The sequence below is a fragment of the Exiguobacterium sp. s7 genome, assembly GCF_018618195.1.
GTDB lineage: Bacteria > Bacillota > Bacilli > Exiguobacteriales > Exiguobacteriaceae > Exiguobacterium > Exiguobacterium mexicanum_A.
Window position 1 is genome coordinate 43,119 of record NZ_JACSLO010000001.1, and the last position, 15,515, is coordinate 58,633.

The 15,515-nt window shown below is 55.0% G+C and carries 15 protein-coding genes and 1 other RNA gene; 13 read left to right on the top strand and 3 right to left on the bottom strand.

The window, feature by feature from the left end; genetic code table 11:
- The first annotated feature begins 190 nt into the window (after positions 1 to 190).
- The 3 genes from KNP79_RS00220 (at position 191) to KNP79_RS00230 (ending at position 2,529) form a co-directional block, all read left to right on the top strand.
- Positions 191 to 1,405 (top strand): DASH family cryptochrome, encoded by a 1,215-nt coding sequence (locus tag KNP79_RS00220; RefSeq protein WP_215190850.1) that lies wholly within the window; start codon positions 191 to 193, stop codon positions 1,403 to 1,405.
- Positions 1,406 to 1,480: 75 nt separating this feature from the next.
- Positions 1,481 to 1,667, top strand: a non-coding RNA gene (gene ssrS, locus KNP79_RS00225) — 6S RNA.
- A gap of 94 nt (positions 1,668 to 1,761) precedes the next feature.
- Positions 1,762 to 2,529: a tRNA threonylcarbamoyladenosine dehydratase gene (locus tag KNP79_RS00230; RefSeq protein WP_034776899.1), complete on the top strand. Its 768-nt coding sequence runs from the start codon at positions 1,762 to 1,764 to the stop codon at positions 2,527 to 2,529.
- 23 nt (positions 2,530 to 2,552) lie between these two features.
- Here the strand turns inward: KNP79_RS00230 and KNP79_RS00235 are convergent, their stop codons facing one another.
- Positions 2,553 to 3,860 (bottom strand): replication-associated recombination protein A, encoded by a 1,308-nt coding sequence (locus KNP79_RS00235; RefSeq protein WP_034776901.1) that lies wholly within the window; start codon positions 3,858 to 3,860, stop codon positions 2,553 to 2,555.
- A gap of 60 nt (positions 3,861 to 3,920) precedes the next feature.
- Between KNP79_RS00235 and cymR the strand changes: the two genes are divergently transcribed.
- From cymR to KNP79_RS00255, 4 genes are read left to right on the top strand one after another with little or no spacing between them, the layout of a single operon-like run.
- Positions 3,921 to 4,328 carry a cysteine metabolism transcriptional regulator CymR gene (gene cymR, locus KNP79_RS00240; RefSeq protein ID WP_021066920.1) on the top strand — a complete coding sequence of 136 codons (408 nt, stop codon included), beginning with the start codon at positions 3,921 to 3,923 and terminating at the stop codon, positions 4,326 to 4,328.
- Positions 4,329 to 4,345: 17 nt separating this feature from the next.
- Entirely contained in the window at positions 4,346 to 5,482 is a 1,137-nt protein-coding gene (locus KNP79_RS00245; protein ID WP_138859718.1) for a cysteine desulfurase family protein, read from the top strand.
- Between the two features lie 3 nt (positions 5,483 to 5,485).
- On the top strand, positions 5,486 to 6,607 hold the full coding sequence (mnmA, locus tag KNP79_RS00250) for a tRNA 2-thiouridine(34) synthase MnmA (protein WP_034776905.1): 1,122 nt from the start codon (positions 5,486 to 5,488) through the stop codon (positions 6,605 to 6,607).
- Between the two features lie 4 nt (positions 6,608 to 6,611).
- Positions 6,612 to 7,277, top strand: a complete 666-nt coding sequence (locus tag KNP79_RS00255; RefSeq protein WP_215191171.1) for a tetratricopeptide repeat protein — start codon at positions 6,612 to 6,614, stop codon at positions 7,275 to 7,277.
- Positions 7,278 to 7,532: 255 nt separating this feature from the next.
- Here KNP79_RS00255 and KNP79_RS00260 read toward each other — a convergent pair whose 3' ends face one another.
- Together KNP79_RS00260 and KNP79_RS00265 are read right to left on the bottom strand one after the other, a co-directional pair.
- Positions 7,533 to 7,784: a hypothetical protein gene (locus tag KNP79_RS00260; RefSeq protein ID WP_215190851.1), complete on the bottom strand. Its 252-nt coding sequence runs from the start codon at positions 7,782 to 7,784 to the stop codon at positions 7,533 to 7,535.
- A gap of 86 nt (positions 7,785 to 7,870) precedes the next feature.
- Positions 7,871 to 8,419: a VOC family protein gene (locus KNP79_RS00265; RefSeq protein WP_235420143.1), complete on the bottom strand. Its 549-nt coding sequence runs from the start codon at positions 8,417 to 8,419 to the stop codon at positions 7,871 to 7,873.
- A 118-nt stretch (positions 8,420 to 8,537) separates the two neighbouring features.
- On the opposite strand from KNP79_RS00265, the gene KNP79_RS00270 reads away from it, so the two are divergent.
- The 6 genes from KNP79_RS00270 to KNP79_RS00295 all read left to right on the top strand — a co-directional run bounded on the left by KNP79_RS00270 (position 8,538) and on the right by KNP79_RS00295 (position 15,496).
- Positions 8,538 to 9,224, top strand: coding sequence for a magnesium and cobalt transport protein CorA (locus KNP79_RS00270; RefSeq protein ID WP_215190852.1), 687 nt, complete (start codon positions 8,538 to 8,540; stop codon positions 9,222 to 9,224).
- Between the two features lie 70 nt (positions 9,225 to 9,294).
- Positions 9,295 to 11,502: an SF1B family DNA helicase RecD2 gene (recD2, locus tag KNP79_RS00275; protein ID WP_251128225.1), complete on the top strand. Its 2,208-nt coding sequence runs from the start codon at positions 9,295 to 9,297 to the stop codon at positions 11,500 to 11,502.
- A 310-nt stretch (positions 11,503 to 11,812) separates the two neighbouring features.
- Positions 11,813 to 14,452 carry an alanine--tRNA ligase gene (alaS, locus tag KNP79_RS00280; protein ID WP_034776913.1) on the top strand — a complete coding sequence of 880 codons (2,640 nt, stop codon included), beginning with the start codon at positions 11,813 to 11,815 and terminating at the stop codon, positions 14,450 to 14,452.
- Positions 14,453 to 14,489: 37 nt separating this feature from the next.
- Positions 14,490 to 14,756, top strand: coding sequence for an IreB family regulatory phosphoprotein (locus KNP79_RS00285; RefSeq protein ID WP_029595797.1), 267 nt, complete (start codon positions 14,490 to 14,492; stop codon positions 14,754 to 14,756).
- A gap of 1 nt (position 14,757) precedes the next feature.
- On the top strand, positions 14,758 to 15,180 hold the full coding sequence (gene ruvX / locus KNP79_RS00290) for a Holliday junction resolvase RuvX (protein WP_034776916.1): 423 nt from the start codon (positions 14,758 to 14,760) through the stop codon (positions 15,178 to 15,180).
- A gap of 13 nt (positions 15,181 to 15,193) precedes the next feature.
- Entirely contained in the window at positions 15,194 to 15,496 is a 303-nt protein-coding gene (locus tag KNP79_RS00295) for a DUF1292 domain-containing protein (RefSeq protein ID WP_034776918.1), read from the top strand.
- The last annotated feature ends 19 nt before the right edge of the window (positions 15,497 to 15,515 follow it).

Sequence of the window (15,515 nt, forward strand, 5' to 3'; positions counted from 1 at the left end):
AACGGTGCGACCGCTGTCGCGACTTTAATGAGTGTACCAAATTTACCTTTTCTAGCCATGTTGTTGCACCCCTTTCTGTTTCTAATGATGTATATTCCACCCGTTGCGGAAATGAAAACATATTTTGGACAGCTTCACCTTATGTAAGACAAGCATTCATGACCCATAATGAGGTCAGGAGGCGAAATCAATGAAGACGATTATCTGGTATCAAAACGATTTGCGGGTCGATGACCATCGTCCGCTCGAGGAGGCGCTCCGACACGAGGACACGATTGAAGGGCATTATTTCATCCGGGAAGATGAGCTCTCAGAGAACCGATTCGGGCATACCCCGCTAGGACCGAGACGGCTCCAATTTTTGAACGAGGCGCTCGAAGATTTAGGCGGGTCGCTCGCAACGCTCGGCATCCCTCTGTTCGTCCATGTCGGGCATCCGCTCGACGTGCTCGACCCGAACGACCGGCTATTGTTCCAGCGATCGATCGGTTTTAACGAACGGCTGCGCGAACGAGAAATCATGACCGCGTGGTGCGGCTCGTGTCAGGCGTTTGACGGCTTCACGCTCTATCCGCGGGCAGAAATCCCGTTCGAGCGCATGCCATTCCTCTTCACTGAGTTTCGAAAAGCTGTCGAAGCTGATGCGAGACCGGAAAAGCGATTCGACCGGACGCGTGAAGGGGAAGCATATCCGATTGATTTCCCTGTCACCTATGAACGAGTCGAGCAGGGCAAGCATACCGCGTTCCCATTCAAGGGCGGGGAGCGGGCAGGGCGGGAGCGGCTCACGGCCTATTTGGCGGGACCAATCCGGACGTATAAAGAGACACGAAACGGCTTCGGGGTCGACGACTCGTCGAAGCTGTCGGCTTATCTCGCCAACGGGTCGCTCTCACCGCGCCGGGTGCTGCACGAGCTCGAGCAACATGAGCGGTCACAGGGGGCGAATGAGTCGACGTATTGGCTCTATTTTGAGCTGCTTTGGCGTGAATTTTTTCAATGGGTCGCACTCGAGCAAGGTCAACGACTCTTCCGGGCCCAAGGAATCCGTTCGAAACGAAAGACGTGGCGCGTCGACCCTGACGTCATCGCGCGTTGGCAGGCGAGTGAAACAGGCGTCGACTTTGTCGATGCGTTCATGCGTGAGTTGAACGCGACGGGATGGATGTCGAACCGGGGCCGTCAAATCGTCGCGAGCTACTTCGCGAAAGAACTCGGGCAAGACTGGCGCATCGGCGCGTCCTATTTCGAATCGACGCTGATTGACTATGATGTCGCGAGCAACTACGGTAATTGGGCGTACCAGGCCGGTGTCGGCAACGACTCACGCGACCGGCATTTCAACGTCAGTCGGCAACAAGATACGTACGACCCGACCGGTGCGTTTCGTAACATGTGGTTGTGACGAAACTGTCACGAGAAGTCATCGTTTCTGATTGACTTCTTTTTACAGACAGTGCTATAGTAAGTTCAACAGATGGGATACCTGAGGTGTACGAGAGCCGCCTTCGTTATTTTGAGCCAACACTTTGAATACGGGAGACCGAACTGCTATCCAGATCAACTGCCTCATCACGTGCAGGAGGACTTGTGAAGGGGACGCTAGGTCACCCACCTGCTTAAGCAGGTTCAAAAGCAGGGCATCGTCACGGCACTCCGGGTCCCATCGATTTTATTGTAAAACGTCGCTAGGCGTCTTTTTTTTGATTATAATTCCGAGTAAAATAGTGTGAGAAAATAGGATTCATTTGGAGGAAGAGTATGTTACACCAGTTTTCACGTAATGAGTTGGCCATTGGTCAAGAAGGTTTAGAAACATTGAAAGGGAAGACGGTCGCCATCCTCGGTGTCGGCGGTGTCGGGTCGTTCGCGGCCGAGGCGCTCGCACGCAGTGGCGTCGGACGAATCGTGCTCGTCGATAAAGATGATATCGATATCACGAACGTCAACCGCCAGATTCACGCGCTCTTATCGACGGTCGGGCAACCGAAAGTCGAAGCGATGGCGACACGCCTCCTCGATATCAACCCTGAGCTCGAGCTCGTCAAATTAAAAATGTTCTACACGGAAGAGACGTTCGAGGAATTCTTCGCGCAAGACCTCGACTTCGTCATCGATGCCTCGGACACGATCATCTATAAGATCCACTTGATCGTCGAGTGCAAACGTCGTGGCATCCCGGTCATCTCGAGCATGGGCATGGCCAACAAGATGGACCCGACGCGCATCAAAGTCGTCGACATCAAGGATACGACATACGACCCGATCGCCAAAATGGTCCGGACGCGTCTCCGTAAAGAGCGCATCCATAAAGGCGTCCCGGTCGTCTTTTCAGACGAGTCGCCGATCGTGACACGCGAAGACGTGAACGAGGTCGTCGGGAAGAAAGATGCCCCGATCCGTAAAGCGAAGATGCCGCCGAGTTCGAACGCGTTCGTCCCATCGGTCGCCGGCCTCGTCGCAGCAGGGTATGTCATCAACCAAATGCTTGAGACAGCTGGTGTCGAGATCAACCGCATCCAGAAATGAAAAAACGACGCGGCTCAAAAGAGTCAGCGTCGTTTTTCCCAATAATCGAGTCGTTTTTGCAGCTGTTGCTCGAAGCCACGGCTCGTCGGTGTATAATATTTAGGACGTTTTCGGGCCAAGTTCTCCGGCCAGTAGTTTTGCGCGACGTAGCCGTCTTTCTCGTCGTGCGGGTATTTGTATCCGGCACCGTTGCCGAGCTCGCGGGCGCCTGGGCTGTGCGCGTCACGGAGATGGACCGGTACCGGACCGCCTTCGACCGTGCGGACGTGGTGAATCGCCTTATCGATGGCGGTGATGACCGCGTTCGATTTCGGTGCCGTCGCGAGATACAGGACGGCCTGTGCCATCGGGATCCGTGCCTCCGGGAAACCGACGTGTTCGCTCGCGCGAGCGGCCGCATCGACGATGACGAGCGCGTTCGGGTCACTGAGCCCGATATCTTCGGCCGCATGCACATAGAGCCTGCGCATGATGAAGCGCGGTGATTCGCCGGCCTCGATCATGACGGCGAGCCAGTACAGTGCCGCGTCCGGGTCCGAGCCGCGAATCGACTTAATGAACGCCGAGATGACGTCATAGTGCCGGTCACCCGTCTTGTCGTACTTGATGGCTTTTTGTTGAATCGACTCCTCGGCGACGTCGAGTGTGATTTGAATCTTGCCATCGACCTCGGGCGTCGTCAATACGGCCAGCTCGAGGGCGTTCAACAGGACACGGTAGTCACCGTCCGCCATTTTGATATAATGGTCCACGGCAGCTTCCTCGATTTGGACGGGATAGTTGCCGAGTCCCTTTTTATCAGCGAGAGCCCGCTCCAAGACGACACGAAGTTCGTCTGGTCCAGGCGGTTCGAGCCGAAACACGGTCGCGCGCGACAGCAACGCCGCGTTGACCTCAAAACTCGGGTTTTCGGTCGTCGCCCCGATCAAGATGAGCTTCCCGGCCTCTAGTGCCGGGAGCAGGGCGTCTTGTTGCAGTTTATTGAAACGATGAATCTCGTCTAAAAATAAAATCGTTCGTTCTTGCTCGAAATCAAACCGGGACTCGGCCTCGCGGATGACGCTCCGGAGTTCATCGAGTTTGGCCGTGACGGCGTTCAATTGCACGAACGTCGCTTTCGTATAATTCGAGATGACGCGGGCGAGCGTCGTCTTGCCCGTTCCCGGCGGTCCATACAAGATAATCGTGCCGAGGCGGTCGGCCTCGATGGCCCGCCGCAGCAATTTGCCTTCGCCGATGATGTGGCGTTGACCGATGACTTCGTCTAACGTTTCAGGCCGCATCCGATTGGCGAGCGGGCCGCTATTCGATTGCTGAAATAAATCACTCATACGTACACATTCCTTTCGACAAACGTTTGTTCGACTAGTATAGCAGAAGGAGACATGAAGATGAAAATATCTACAAAAGGTCGTTATGGATTGACGATCATGATCGCACTGGCCCGGGAAACGGACAATAAACCGCTCAGCTTGAAAAAGATTGCGGCCCGGCATGACTTGCCGGAACATTACTTAGAGCAGTTGATCGGTCCACTTCGCAACGGCGGTCTCGTCAAGAGCGTCCGCGGGGCGTACGGCGGCTATCAGCTCGTCAAACCGGCAACGGACATCACGGCGGGAGAAATCATCCGCTTGCTCGAAGGGCCGCTCACAATCGTCGAAGACTCAGAAGCGGACGATGCCGTGAAACGGAAGCTTTGGGATAAAATCAAAGCGGCGATCGAGAAAGTGCTCGAAGAGACGACACTCGCCGATCTCGCTGAAGAAGATTCTGATGGCTATATGTTCTATATATAAAGATGAGGTGAACGAATATGAACTATTTTGATCATGCCGCAACGACGCCGATGCGTCCGGAAGTGCTCGAAGCGATGACACCTTATATGCTCGAACATTATGGCAACCCGTCGAGCATCCACGGCATCGGACGAACGGCGCGCGCCGCACTGGATACTTCGCGCCGGACGCTCGCCACGTGGATCGGGGCGACCCCGAACGAGATTGTCTTCACATCGGGCGGCACCGAGTCGGACAACTATGCATTGTTCGGTACGGCTTACGCGAATCAACATAAAGGTAAACATGTGATCACGACGAAAGTCGAACACCACGCCGTCTTGCACGCGATGGAGCAACTCGAGCGGGAAGGATTCGAAGTGACGTATCTCGATGTCGACGCGACGGGTGCGGTGACGCTTGACTCCGTTCGTGCTGCGCTCCGGGACGATACGATCCTCGTCTCGGTCATGTACGGCAACAACGAGGTCGGCACACTTCAACCGATTGCGGAAATCGGTGCGCTCCTCGCCGACCATCAGGCCTATTTCCATACGGACGCGGTCCAAGCGCTCGGCACGGAAACGATTGACGTCAAGGCGCTCGGGGTCGATTTATTGTCGGCCTCGGCCCATAAAATCAATGGCCCGAAAGGTATCGGTTTTCTTTTTATAAAAACAGGTGTAAAATTAGCGACGCGTTCTTTTGGAGGACAACAAGAACGGAAACGTCGAGCCGGCACGGAAAACGTTCCGGGTGCCGTCGGGTTCCAACAAGCAGCCGAACTGGCCAAAATCGAGCAAGTCGAACGAGTGGGCGCGTACCAGCAAATGACCGAGGCGCTCTTCAAGCGACTCGATGAACTCGGAGTCGAGTATGACGTGAACGGGGCGAACCGCTTACCGCACATCGTCAACTTGTATCTCCCGGGCATCGAACTTGAACCGTTCCTCATCATGATGGACATGCGCGGCTTTGCCATCTCGAGCGGCAGTGCCTGCACGGCAGGGTCGATTGAACCGTCACACGTATTGACGGCGATGTTCGGGACGTCGGATCGGACGAAACAGTCCGTCCGCATCAGCTTTGGACATGGCAACTCGGTCGCAGACGTGGAGCGGCTCGCCGAACGACTCTCTGAGGTCGTCTCGACATTCACGAACGGAGTGAGATAAATCATGAACTTACGCACAAAAGCCCCTGCCGAGACGACGGTCGTCGTCGGGATGTCAGGCGGCGTCGATTCATCGGTGACGGCCCATTTGCTGAAAGAGCAAGGGTATAACGTTATCGGAATCTTTATGAAAAACTGGGATGATACGGACGAGAACGGTGTCTGTACGGCGACCGAAGACTATGAAGATGTCATTGCGGTCGCGAACCAAATCGGGATCCCTTATTATGCGGTCAACTTTGAGAAAGAATATTGGGACCGCGTGTTCGAATACTTCTTGGCCGAGTACCGTCTCGGGCGGACGCCGAACCCGGACGTCATGTGTAACAAGGAAATCAAGTTCAAGGCATTCCTTGACCACGCGCTTCGCCTCGGTGCCGACTTCGTCGCGACCGGGCACTACGCACGGGTCGAGTACGTCGACGGTGAGCATCGACTTCTTCGTGGGAAAGATGACAACAAAGACCAAACGTACTTCTTGAACCAGTTGTCACAAGACCAACTCGCGCGGACGATGTTCCCGATTGGTCATATGGACAAGAAAGACGTCCGTGTCATCGCCGAAGAAGCGGGACTCGCGACAGCGAAGAAAAAAGATTCGACGGGCATCTGCTTTATCGGAGAGCGCAACTTCAAAGAGTTCCTCTCGGAGTATTTGCCATCACAACCAGGCATCATGCAGACGCTCGATGGGGAACAAAAAGGAAACCATGACGGGCTCATGTATTACACGCTCGGTCAACGCCACGGCCTCGGCATCGGCGGAGACGGGGACCCATGGTTCGTCGTCGGCAAAAACGTGGAAGAAAACATCCTCTACGTCGGCCAAGGGTTCCATCATGACGCGCTCTATTCGGACGCGTTGCTCGCATCGAAGCTGTCATGGACAGGTGCCGTACCAACAGGTGAGTTCCGGGCGACGGCGAAATTCCGCTACCGTCAACAAGACGTGCCTGTGACGATCGCGCCACTTGAAAATGGCGAAGTGCTCGTCAAATTTGATGAGCCGCAACGTGCCATCACGCCAGGACAGGCTGTCGTCTTCTATGACGGTGATATCTGCCTCGGTGGTGCGACGATTGACGAAGCGTATCGAAACGGAAAACGACTCGACTATATCGGATGAGGTGATGACTTTGAACGCAAACGAATTAGGCATCCAAGCGATGCAACAAGGTGAGTTCGAACAGGCGGCCAAGCAGTTCAATGCTGCCATCGAAGCGGACCCGACGGACCCGACCGGTTACGTCAACATCGGTACGCTCTTGCAAGCGATCGGCGACCATGAACGGGCCGTCGTCTTTTACGATAAGGCGCTCGAACTCGACAACGCGTTCGGCGCGGCCCATTACGCGAAGGGAGCGCTCGCCTATGAGCTCGAACAGCTCGACTTGGCCGAGGCATCTCTGCGTCAGGCGCTGCTCGCCGGGATGGACGACGCCGACCTTCATTTCATGCTCGGCTTGACGTACAAAGCGATGGGCGATTTCGTCCGGGCGTTGCCGCGTCTCCGGGAAGCGATGAAGCAGGCACCGGAAGACGTCGAGATTTCGTTCCAATACGGGCTCGCGCTCGCGCAGAATGAACAGCTCGACGAGGCCGTCGAAGCGCTCGAGCATACGCTCGACCTCGACGCGAGCCACACGGACGCGCGCTACAACTTGGCGATCGCCTACGCCTTTCTCGGTGAACAGGACAAGACGTACGCCGAGCTCGAGCGTGTGCTCGAGTTGCAACCGGACCACGCGCTCGCGTATGACGCGAAAGCGAAGATGGATGACCTACTCCGGAACTGAATGATTTGAAAGTGCCCCTGCGATTTTTCGCAGGGGCACTTTTTGATTAATCCCAATAATAGATGGTTTGCTCACTCCAGGTGATCGTCGCCTGGTGATAATTCGGAGTGATTTCGTCCCCAATAGTAAAGGAACAGAATCCTCGTTTCATTCGAGTAAATTCAAAACAAATCAATTTGAACGTCTTCCAATCCGACCCTGGGGCGGAACAGTCGCCGTATGAAAAGCCGGTGATACATTCAGGGAGGGTGAGCGTCATGTCGACACCTCCCCGATGACCCAAATCAAAAGATTAAAAGTCATCAATACCAGTGTGCCGGCGAGCGCGATGTAGCTCCACAAGACACGCTTTCCGGACTTGGCTCGTCGTACACCATCCATCAAAATCAGGAAACTCGTCCCGAATGAGACGAACGCCAACGCTGCAAACGAAGTGGGTCGGTCGAGCGTGGGAAACGCATCGATTACAAAATACAGCCCAAAGGTGAGCAAGCCTAAACAAGCCATGAGGAAAAGCGGGAAGAAACGCATATGGCACGACCTTTTCCATTTTCTCTCATCGTATCATGTAGGTTGTCGAGCGTACATGTGAATCAGAGCTGTTTCGTCGTGATCTTCACGGGCTCGCCGGCGAACTCACCGTAGGCCTCGTCCATATTTTTCGTGTATAGCTCGATCACGTTCTTGCTCGGGTCTTTGAAGTAGGCCGAGCGCTCTTTACCGTTGACCGTCTCGTCCTCGTCCCACGTCCGGAGTTTCGTCGGAATGTTTGACGCCTCTAACACTTCGAGCGCTTGGTCGAACGACTCCATCGGAACGAAAAATGCGCAGTGGACGTGGGCGCCGCCTTCATCATAGAGCGTGTCCCACTCGGTCACGTCCTCTTGGCGATTCGATTCTTCTTCTGACGTGAAATCTCGTTTCAACCAAAGGCCGAGGCGAGTATTCCCACCGACATAGAGCCACGTCGCCCAAGGTTCGTCCGCGTGCTCCTGTGCCTCGCTCGGTTCGGCATCATCACCGACCCATTGTTCGACGACGGGCAGTCCGAGCTTGCCGTGCCAAAAATCGACGGCCTCGGTCATGTCGGTCACTTCTAACACGAGTTCACACAGGCCACTGATTGGAATCCGGTTCGTCATACATAATCCCTCCTTCATAGGTTCACTCGAACAGTTCCCGCTTTGATTCGACGAAAAACGTGCATAGCCGTCCGAGTGTTCGGGAAATGGATTAGCAATGTGAGAGGGGAGAAAGCATATGCGGATGTTTAGTTTGGTCAGCGTCGTTATTTTTTTCATCATCGAATGGTTCATGCTCGGTCGTCTGTTCATCGAAGTCGATAATCGTCTCGCGACGGGCGAGTGGACGAATAATCTCTTGTTCCGGGTCGTCGTCGAGTCGGAACGGGCGACGACCGTGCTGTTACTCTTGTTTGCGACATTTTTTGTGATCGGTGTCGTCATGCATTGGGTATTGTCGGCGAACAAGTCCTGGTCCGTGACGTTTGGTGCGGTCGGAGTGGCGTGGATCGTCCCGGCCCTGCTTGCCCTCGTAGCTTGGTTCATTCCGAATCCGTACGTCCAGCTAGGAATCATCGTGTTGCAGTTGTCGTTCATCCCGCTCGTCCCGTTCGTCAGACAGACGGTAAGGCTCGGTCACATCGTGTTGAACTGGGGCGTCCACGTCATCGCCGCGGGACTTGTGCTGTTGATTCAGCGACCATCGCTTGAGCAACTGTTTCGTGTCGAGCGGACCGAACTGTTCGAGCGGCTCGAAGGTTATGTCAATTCGGGGGAGCTGGAACGGTTCGAACGACTGCTTGAAACCGTGGACTTGGAACAACTTGAGCGCATCTTGAACCGAATCGATGTCGATCAGCTGATTCGGATTCTTGAACGTGTCGACCTCGACCAGCTCGAGCGCATCCTCAACCTGTTCAGTTAGGCGATTTGTCCTACCGTTCAAACTCGGGCTATAATGGGGGATGGAAAACTAGCTGGAGGTGGCTCGAATGATGGCAGCACCTTACGAGTTGACAGGAAAAGTCATCCGCGTCCTGTTTCAATCGGAAGAAGAAGCGCACACGATCGCGCTCGTACGTATAAAAGAAAAGAACTTTGAGACAGACGAGACCGAGATGGTCATCGCCGGTGTCGGCGTCGGCATTGAAAAAGGCGAGACGTATAAAGCGCACGGGCGTCTCGTCGACCATCCCCGATTCGGGAAACAGATGAAAGCGGAATGGATCCGCCGTGTCGTCCCGATGACAAAACGGGCGGCCGTCCGGTTTTTGACGAACGGCTCTTTCCCGGGAATCGGGCAAAAGACGGCCCAAAAGATTGCCGACGCACTCGGAGACGACTGCATCGACCAAATCGTCAAGCATCCGAGTATCTTGTCGAACGTCGACGGCTTGAAAGAAAAGCAGGCCCGTGTCATCACCGAGCGGTTGAACGTGTTGTATGGGGTCGATCAGTTGCTGTTGTTTTTGGCGCCGTTCGACGTCACACCGCGACTCGCCTCGAAGATTCATAAAGAGTATGAAGGTCGGGCGATGGAGACGATCGAGAAAAATCCATACGCCCTCATGTATGACGTTCAAGGCATCGGCTTTAAGACGGCCGACGCCATCGCCGCCCACTTTGGCATCCAAGGGATTCACCCGGAACGGATCGCGGCGGCCGTGTTGTATGTGCTCGAACTCGAGCAAGGGAACGGGCACTTGTTCGTCACGGCCGATCAGCTCGCGAGTGAGATGCCGCGCATCATCGGCGGTGATCCGGGCGAGGCGCTCGTCTCGGCACTCGAAACGCTTGCGAATGACGAACGAGTTATCGTCGAGGACGGGGTCGTCTATCATCCACGCGTGTACCGGGCCGAACAAAAAGCGGCCGAGGAACTCGCGCGCATCATGTCGACATCGACGACGGAAGACGTCGATATGACGACAATCTTTGATGCGGTCGGTCGCGTCGAGGAGATGTTCTCGATCGAGTATGCCAAGCAACAACGAGAGGCGATCGAACTTGCCTTGAAGTCGCCGCTCATGGTGCTGACAGGCGGACCCGGGACCGGTAAAACGACCGTCGTCCGTGGTATCATCCACGCGCTCAGCGACGTGTTCGACTGGAAGCTCGAACCGGTACAGAACCAACCGTTCCCGTTCGTGCTCGCCGCACCGACCGGCCGGGCCGCGAAACGGCTCAGTGAGTCGACGGGCTTGCCAGCCTCGACGATTCACCGTCTCTTAAAGTTTGATGGTAGCTCATTCCAAGTCGATGACACGAATCCGCTCGTCGGAAAAGTGCTCATCGTCGACGAGGCGTCGATGATTGATATCTTCTTGTTCCGCAGCCTGCTTCGGGCTGTGCCGAACGGGATGAAAATCCTCTTCGTCGGGGACCGGGATCAATTGCCTTCGGTCGGACCGGGCCAAGTGCTCGCCGATTTGATGGCGACCGACGGGATTCCCGTCGTCCGGCTCGATGTCGTCCATCGGCAGGCGTCCGAGTCGAGCATCCTGCGCCTGGCGCACGCACTCAACGCGAAACAGATGCCGGACGATTTGCTCGCGGCACTACCGGACCGTCGCTTTTATACGGCCAACCAAGAGACGGCACTGCAAGCGATCTGTCAAATGGCCGGGGCCGCGCTGCGAAAAGGTTATTCCCCATTCGATATTCAAGTGCTCGCGCCGACGTACCGTGGGGTATGCGGCATCGACGGATTGAACGAGGCGCTCCAAAACGTTTTCAATCCGAAATCGGCGGCCCGGGAAGTGAAGCACGGCAACCGGACGTACCGAAACGGGGATAAAGTGCTCCAACTCGTCAATAACGCCGAGGAGAACGTCTATAACGGCGATATCGGTGAAATCACGAACATTTTCTATGCGAAAGAAAACGTCGACAAGGTCGACAAAATCTATATCCGCTTCGATCAGACCGAGGTCGAGTATAACCGGAGCGAATGGGACCAGTTCACCCACGCCTATGCCATCACCATCCATAAGTCACAAGGGTCCGAGTTCCCGATCGTGCTCATGCCCGTCTTCTTCAACGGCGGCTTCCGCTCGTCGCGCAACTTGATTTATACGGCCGTCACCCGGGCGAAGAAGAGTTTGCTCTTGTTCGGAGACGTCCGTGCGCTCGAGGCGGCGACGCGAGAAGAAGAGCCGGTGCGGCGGACGAAACTCGTCGAGCGGCTAGGCGGCAAGTCTTGACGTCTCCCGATTGACGTGTGATAATGACGAATAGAAAACTGAAACGATTAAAGACGATGAAGGAAATGAGTACGTCGTAACCGCCTCACCAGAGACATCTTCCTAGGCTGTGAGAAGATGGGGGTCCGGTCGACCGAAGCTAGTCTGGAGTCCCCACTCACCCTGGGCGCCTCATCCGCGTTATCGGATGTTCGAGGCACGGCTTTGCCGTGCGAACGAGGGTGGTACCACGAAGCGATGCTTTCGTCCCTTTCCACAGGGATGAGCATCGCTTTTTTTCGTTTCGTTTAAACTGAAGGAGGAATTGTTGATGAAACCGCTCAAACCATTAACTGGCGCACAGATTCGCCAAATGTATTTAGATTTCTTCAAATCAAAAGGACACAGTGTCGAGCCGAGTGCCTCACTCGTACCGGTCGAGGACCCGACGCTTCTTTGGATCAACTCAGGCGTCGCGACGCTCAAAAAATACTTTGACGGCCGTGTCATTCCAGCCAACCCGCGCATCGTCAACGCGCAGAAGTCGATTCGGACAAACGATATCGAGAACGTCGGGAAGACGGCGCGTCACCATACGTTCTTCGAAATGCTCGGGAACTTCTCGGTCGGTGATTACTTCCGCGAAGACGCGATCAAATGGGGCTGGGAACTTCTGACGAGCGACGAATGGTACGGGCTCGACCCGGATCGCTTGTCGGTGACGATTCACCCGGAAGATGAAGAAGCGAAACAACTTTGGCTCGCACTTGGCGTGCCGGCCGACCGCATCATCCCACTCGAAGAGAACTTCTGGGAAATCGGGGAAGGCCCGTCTGGCCCGAACACAGAAATCTTCTTCGATCGCGGACCTGCGTTCGGCGACGACCCGACCGACCCAGAGCTATACCCGGGCGGCGAGAACGAGCGTTACCTTGAGATTTGGAACATCGTTTTCAGTCAGTTCAACCATGACGGGCACGGCAACTATACCGAGCTCCCACGGAAAAACATTGATACAGGGATGGGTCTCGAGCGGATGGCGAGCGTCATGCAAGACGTACCGACGAACTTCGACACGGACTTGTTCATGCCAATCATCCGCGAGACAGAGAAAATCAGCGGCGAGACGTACCGCACCGACAGCAGCAAAGACGTGGCGTTCAAAGTCATCGCTGACCACATCCGCACCGTCTCGTTCGCGATCGGCGACGGGGCGCTCCCATCGAACGAAGGCCGCGGCTACGTGCTTCGTCGTTTGCTCCGCCGTGCCGTCCGCTATGCGAAGATGCTAGGCATCGAGCGTCCGTTCATGTATGAGCTCGTCGACGTCGTCGGCGACATCATGGTCGACTTCTACCCTGAAGTCCGTGAGAAGAAAGACTTCATCAAGAAAGTCGTCAAGAATGAAGAAGAACGTTTCCACGAGACGCTCCATGACGGTCTCGCTATCTTGAACGAAGTCGCGAAAGCGCAAAAAGCGGCCGGTTCGAACGTCATCAGCGGTGAAGATGCGTTCCGTCTCTACGATACGTACGGTTTTCCGCTCGAGTTGACGATCGAGTACGCCGAAGACCACAAATTGACGGTCGACGAGGATGGATTCAAACAAGCGATGAACGCCCAGCGTGAACGCGCTCGGACTGCCCGTGCCGACGTTGAGTCGATGCAAATCCAGTCAGGCGTTCTTGCAGAAATTACGCTTCCATCATCATTCGTCGGGTACACGAACCTCGGAACTGAAGCGAAAATCATCAGCTTGATTCATGATGGAGAGCTCGTTGACGTCGTCGCAGCTGGGGAAGAAGCGCAAGTCATCCTCGATCAGACGCCATTCTACGCTGAGAGCGGCGGTCAAATCGGCGATAAAGGACAAATCGTCGGGTCGGACTTCGTCCTTCACGTGAAAGACGTCTCGAAAGCGCCGAATGGCCAAAACTTGCACACGGTCACGGTCACGTCAGGTGTCGCCAAGGCAGAAGTCGCGGTGACGGCTACGGTCGACTTCGATTCGCGTCAAGCGATCATCAAAAACCACACAGCGACGCACTTGTTGCATCGCGCGTTGAAAGACACGCTCGGTGAGCACGTCAACCAAGCAGGTTCACTCGTGACACCAGACCGTCTCCGCTTTGACTTCTCGCACTTCGGCCAAGTGACGGCTGAAGAGCTCCAATCGATCGAACGTCAAGTGAACGAGCGTATCTGGGCGTCAATCGCTGTCGATATCGAAGAAATGAACATCGCCGATGCGAAAGCGAAAGGTGCGATGGCGCTCTTCGGTGAGAAGTACGGGGATGTCGTCCGCGTCGTCGCTGCCGGTGACTCGGTCGAACTTTGCGGTGGCTGCCACGTCGGCAACACGGCGGAAATCGGTCTCTTCAAAATCTTGTCGGAATCAGGAATCGGAGCCGGTACACGTCGCATCGAGGCGGTCACAGGAGCTGGTGCTTACGAAGTGATGAACCAGCACATCGAGACGCTCGAGACGGCAGCAAAACTGCTCAAGACAAAACCACTCGAAGTGCCGACGCGTGTCCAAGCGCTTCAAACTGAAATGAAAGAACTCGAACGCGCGAGCGAATCGCTCAAAGCGAAACTCGCCAACATCGAAGCATCGTCACTCACAGACGCCATCGAGACGTTCGGTGATGTCCAATTGATCGCTAAGCGCGTCGACGGACAAGACATGGACGCGCTCCGTGGCATGGTCGACGAATTGAAAGGCAAGCTCGGCTCGGCCGTCATCTTGCTCGGCTCGGCGAACGGCGACAAGGTCAACCTCGTCGCAGGTGTGACGAAAGACTTGAACGACCGTGGCTTCCATGCCGGGAAATTGATCAAAGAAGTGGCGACACGTTGTGGCGGAGGCGGCGGAGGCCGTCCTGACATGGCGCAAGCCGGAGGCCGTGATGCGACAAAACTGGATGAAGCATTGAAGTTTGCTTCACATTACGTTCAATCACTGGCATAATAGAGTGTGAAGTGCAAACGGAAAGAGGTGGATTCTTGTGAGCCAAATGGATCGCACGATGCAATTCAATTTTCCAGAAGATGATAATCGAGCCAACACTCGGGAGACACTGATCACGGTGTATCAAGCACTCGAGGAGAAAGGCTACCAACCGATCAATCAAATCGTCGGATACTTGTTGTCAGGTGACCCTGCCTACATCCCGCGTCATAACGATGCGCGAAACTTAATTCGCAAAATCGAACGAGATGAACTGCTCGAAGAGCTGGTCAAATCGTATTTGAACGATCGTAGAGAGGATTAATATGAAGCGAGTCATGGGGCTCGATGTCGGTTCGAAGACGATTGGGGTCGCCGTGAGCGACCTCATGGGATGGACGGCGCAAGGTGTGGAGACGGTCTACTGGACCGAGCCGGACTTTGAGGAAGCCGTCCGCCTGCTTCAACCGATTATTGAGCAGTACGATGTGAAAGAAGTCGTTGTCGGTCTCCCGAAGAACATGAACGCGACAATCGGACCTCGGGGCGAGGCGTCACAGGCGTTTGCCGCGGCCCTCACCGAAGCGACCGGTTTGCCGACGGTTCTCGTCGACGAGCGTTTGACGACGATGCAAGCGGAGCGGATGCTCATTTCAGCAGACGTCAGCCGAAAAAAGAGAAAGGCCGTCATCGATAAGATGGCAGCCGTCATGATTTTACAAAATTACCTGGATCGTGCAGGCAAATAAGGAGGAATTACTCATGGCAGAAATCCGTCGTGAAGAAGAAATGTACCGTATTCCAGACGAAAATGGAGACGAGCATTTATTTGCAGAAATTTTCCGGATGACGAGCGACCGCTCGAAGAAGACGTTTGTCGTTCTTGAGCCGGTCGGCAATCCAGAAACAGAAGACGAAGATGACGACACAATCGAAGTGTACGCGTTTGAAATCGAAGAACTTGAAGATGGCGAGTTCATCTTGAAGCTCGTCGAAGACGATGATGACTTCGAGGAAGTCATGGAAGCGTTCGATATCGTCAATGACGAAGTTGGTTTAGACTAATACGTGGACGGGCGGCTAG